General features: G+C 32.7%; 7 protein-coding genes. 5 read left to right on the forward strand and 2 right to left on the reverse strand.

What is annotated here, in order from left to right; translation table 11 throughout:
• Positions 1-156: 156 nt before the first annotated feature.
• From ACZQCL_RS07140 to ACZQCL_RS07155, 4 genes are all read left to right on the forward strand, one after another.
• Positions 157-462 carry a DUF8612 domain-containing protein gene (locus ACZQCL_RS07140; protein WP_482482462.1) on the forward strand — a complete coding sequence of 102 codons (306 nt, stop codon included), beginning with the start codon at positions 157-159 and terminating at the stop codon, positions 460-462.
• A gap of 113 nt (positions 463-575) precedes the next feature.
• Positions 576-854: a DUF7724 family protein gene (locus tag ACZQCL_RS07145; RefSeq protein WP_288522939.1), complete on the forward strand. Its 279-nt coding sequence runs from the start codon at positions 576-578 to the stop codon at positions 852-854.
• Positions 841-1,062, forward strand: coding sequence for a DUF7723 family protein (locus tag ACZQCL_RS07150; RefSeq protein ID WP_117571954.1), 222 nt, complete (start codon positions 841-843; stop codon positions 1,060-1,062). The genes ACZQCL_RS07145 and ACZQCL_RS07150 overlap by 14 nt, the downstream gene beginning before the upstream one ends.
• 1 nt (position 1,063) lies before the next feature.
• Complete coding sequence (locus ACZQCL_RS07155; protein WP_117571955.1) at positions 1,064-1,348, forward strand: DUF4160 domain-containing protein; 285 nt, start codon at positions 1,064-1,066, stop codon at positions 1,346-1,348.
• Between the two features lie 48 nt (positions 1,349-1,396).
• On the opposite strand, the gene ACZQCL_RS07160 is transcribed toward ACZQCL_RS07155, so the two are convergent.
• Positions 1,397-2,626: a glutamate-5-semialdehyde dehydrogenase gene (locus tag ACZQCL_RS07160; protein ID WP_482482463.1), complete on the reverse strand. Its 1,230-nt coding sequence runs from the start codon at positions 2,624-2,626 to the stop codon at positions 1,397-1,399.
• 1 nt (position 2,627) lies between these two features.
• Positions 2,628-3,404, reverse strand: a complete 777-nt coding sequence (gene proB, locus ACZQCL_RS07165; RefSeq protein WP_117571973.1) for a glutamate 5-kinase — start codon at positions 3,402-3,404, stop codon at positions 2,628-2,630.
• Between the two features lie 130 nt (positions 3,405-3,534).
• On the opposite strand from proB, the gene ACZQCL_RS07170 reads away from it, so the two are divergent.
• Positions 3,535-4,030, forward strand: a 496-nt coding sequence (locus ACZQCL_RS07170; protein WP_482482465.1) for a PAS domain-containing protein, incomplete at its 3' end; no start/stop codon positions are given.

Consider the following 4,030-nt stretch of genomic DNA (forward strand, 5'->3'; position numbering starts at 1 on the left):
TTGACGTGTAAGAGTAGAGAGTGTATGGTGTGATACAATTTCTACTCTTTTTTTGTCTAAATTCTACTAAATTAACAAATGATAACGTGATACATTGAAGAAATGGAGTAAATTGTGCAAAATGATTTTGAAGATATGAAAATTCAGGTGTACCCAATGGACTATGAAGAATTTTGTGATGTCACAGGAAATAGTCAGAGGCTGTTAAATCAGATATATGATAGTGGTTCACCAATAGGGCAGGCAACCAATCGAAAGTTAATGAGAGATTTAAGAATATATATGGCTATTGGTGGTATGCCTCAGGCTGTAGAAGCATATGTGGCTGGGAAAAACTTTTCTGAAATTGATATGGTTAAAAGACAGATTATTACTCTTTATGAGGAGGATTTTAAAAAAATCGATACTTCTGGAAGCTTATTATTGAAACCATTTTATCTTGTGCCTTTTATAAGTGTTTAGTAGATTTTAGAAAGTAGGCAGTAAGTTGAAATCTTGCACATTAGATTATAAATTCATTTTGTTGAAATACATTTAAGATAAACGTATAATTTGGATGATGAGGAGGCGATATTATGATGAACGAAGCCGTTTTAAGTAACGAAAAAAACTATACGAAATTTCAATTTGGCAATCATGTAATTCGCTTTGTAGCTCCATATTCTTTAGAATATTACACTGAAGTAAAAGAATGGGATAATGGGTATTTAGTTGTAATGGCAAAATATAAACATAATGAAAAGCCGGAAGAAGAGTATATTGATCTTATTCCTATTTTAAAAAATCTATATTTTGATACAGATGAGTTTTGTAAACAAATTAAAGGAGTGAAGGTTGCGAATGATCGATATTAAAATAATTGCAGATGAGGCAGACATGATAGTGAATGGGTATGCATTTAAACGTTGTAAAGAAGGTTACAGAGTGTTGAATTTAAATCGACCTGATCGAGCTACAGTTCTTTCGTTGGATGGAAAAGTGTTGGAAACAAGTATGGATGATATTGAAATTCGTATTGTGATAAATTACCTTGAAAAAAATCGTAAGTTTATGGAGGAATGAAATGCCGAAATATTATGAGTTTAAAATAGCAGGATACTATTTATATTTTACATCATATTGCGTAATTGAATGCATGCATGTTCATGCGAGTGATCGTAAACTTACTGAATCAGGATCCGCAAAATTTTTTGTGAAGGATAATGGAGATACAGTTCTACAAAATCGTGGAATTCTTAATGATAGAGAAATTAGAAAAATTCAAGAATTTATTAAACAAAACTATCAAGAAATGTATTTAAAATGGTCTGAATATAGTATTGAGAGTTATTACGGACAAAAGAATTAGATGATAACGAAAATAAAAAACAGGCAACTTCTAATTGCCTGTTTTTGTTTATCGAATCTGCCCATCACCCTGGACTATGTATTTATATGTAGTTAATTCTTCAAGTCCCATAGGGCCTCGGGCATGAAGTTTTTGTGTGGAAATGCCAATCTCACAGCCTAAGCCAAATTGTCCTCCATCTGTAAATCGTGTTGAACAATTCACATAAACGGCTGCACTATCTATAGATTGAGTGAATAATCTGGCATGCTCTTTATTTGTAGTTAGAATGGATTCACTATGTTTTGTAGAATGTTTTGAAATATGTTCAATGGCTTCTTCTACAGAATCTACAATTTTAATGGCTAGAATATAATCTAAAAATTCGGTGTCAAAATCATCTGCTGAAGCTTTTGTTCCTTCAATGATTTTTTGTGCTCTATCATCCAACCTTAATTCAACTGGATATGTATCCAATTGTTTCTTTAATTTTGGTAAGAATTCATTGGCTATTTTTGAATGTACTAATAAGACTTCTTCTGCATTACAAACACTTGGCCTAGAACATTTCGCATTCTCAATGATTTTAATGGCCATATCTTGATTTACTTCATCATCCACATAAATGTGACAAATACCTGTACCTGTTTGAATACATGGTACTTTGGCATGTTCGACACAACGTGAAATTAAATTCTTTCCACCTCTAGGAATCAATAGATCAATATAGCCTACGCCTTCCATTAATTCATTGGCACTTTGATGGGTTGTATCTTGAATCAATTGCACAATATTTGGATTTACACCACATTTTTGAATACCTTCTTGTAGTGCTTGTACAATCGCATTGGCACTGTTCCAAGCTTCCTTACCAATTCTTAAAATACAAGTGTTTCCACTTTTGATGCATAAAGTAGCCGCATCACTTGTCACATTAGGTCGACTTTCATAAATAATCGCAATGACACCTAATGGTACACTTACTTTTTGAATGACTAATCCATTCTCTAATGTTCTTTCATTTAATATTTTTCCGGTTGGATCCGATAATTTGACGACATCTAATATGCCTTGAGCCATATCATTCAATCTTTGATCATTTAACTTCAAACGATCCTTCATGACATCACTCACCACAGCTTTCTCTAAATCCATTGAGTTGGCATTCAAAATATCTTCTTTATGAGCCAATAAAGATTGTGCCATAGCTTCTAAGATTTCATTCTTTTTTGTTTCATCACACAACATCAATGATTGAGTGGCAGCCTTGGCATTTTTCATGATTTGTAAAGTTGTCATATTATGCTCCTTTCTTGGCTACAAAGCGAGTACCAATACTTTCATTATCTAAAATAGAATATAAAGCTTCTGGTTTTTGACCATTGGTAATAATCATATCCAACCCTGCATCCATACAGATTTTGGCAGCCTCTAGTTTTGTCTTCATACCACCCGTACCTACATTGGAATTGACACCTTGTCCAAAGCTTAAAATCTTTTCATCCAATTCATAGACAACCGGAATTAATTTCGCATTTTCATTCTTATGAGGATCATCATCATACAATCCATCAATGTCAGATAAAATGATATATAAATCAGCATGAATATTTTTAGCTAGAATGGCACCCAAGTTGTCATTGTCGCCAATCACAATTTCTTCAGTCGCAATCGTATCATTTTCATTTACGATAGGTAGAACATTTCTTTTTAATAAATGTTCCATGGTATTGATGAAGTTTGTTTTTCGATCATCATTTTCAACATCGGCCTTTGTGATTAAAATTTGCCCCACAATATGATTGTATTGCGAAAATAAAGAATCATAGGTATACATCAATTCACATTGTCCAATGGCTGCACAAGCTTGTTTTCCTGGAAGATCATGCGGCTTTGAATCCAATCCCAATTTTCCCATGCCCATCCCAATGGCACCACTTGATACTAGAATGACTTCATGTCCTGCATTTTTAATGTCGCTAAGTACTTCACATAACTGTTTCATTCTACGAATATGTAAAAGACCTGTATTTTCGTATGCCAAAGTACTTGTACCTACTTTAATGACTACGCGCATATATTTCACTTCCTTTTCAAAAAAATATTTTTTTAATCATAACACAATTTTATATTTCAATAATACTTTTTTCCGCCCTTTCATTGAGAACGCTATCATTATTATATATAATACTTTTATGGACAAAATAATGAATCAAGTTTTAAAAGAGAACTCAATAGGAATATGGAAATTAGTAGATGATCAATTGTATGGGAATGATTGCTTTTTAGATTTAATTGGAGTACCAAAAGAAATGAATGCACAAGAATGCTTAAAATTTCATTTATCACATGTACATCCTGAAGATCAAGAGCAATTTGGAGAATACGTAAGAAAACTAAGCGAAGAAAGAACGGAAATAGTGTATCGGTTTTTACATCCAGAAAAAGGGGTCATGATGATTCGCTGTTCAGGTAAGAAAATGGAAGATGGTACGATTGCAGGGATTCATCAGGATATAAGTGATATTGTACGTTTAGAAAAGGATAAGATCTTAGAAACATATCTTGCAGAAACCAATGAGAAATTGCGGAATCAAAATGTTGCGCAGAATGATTACTATAAGGAAATTTTAGATGAATTACCTTGTGGTGTATTCGCATATACCGTAAAGGAACATAAAATTGTACATTTAAATAAAAGAG

The sequence above is a fragment of the Holdemanella sp. genome, from assembly GCF_056804935.1.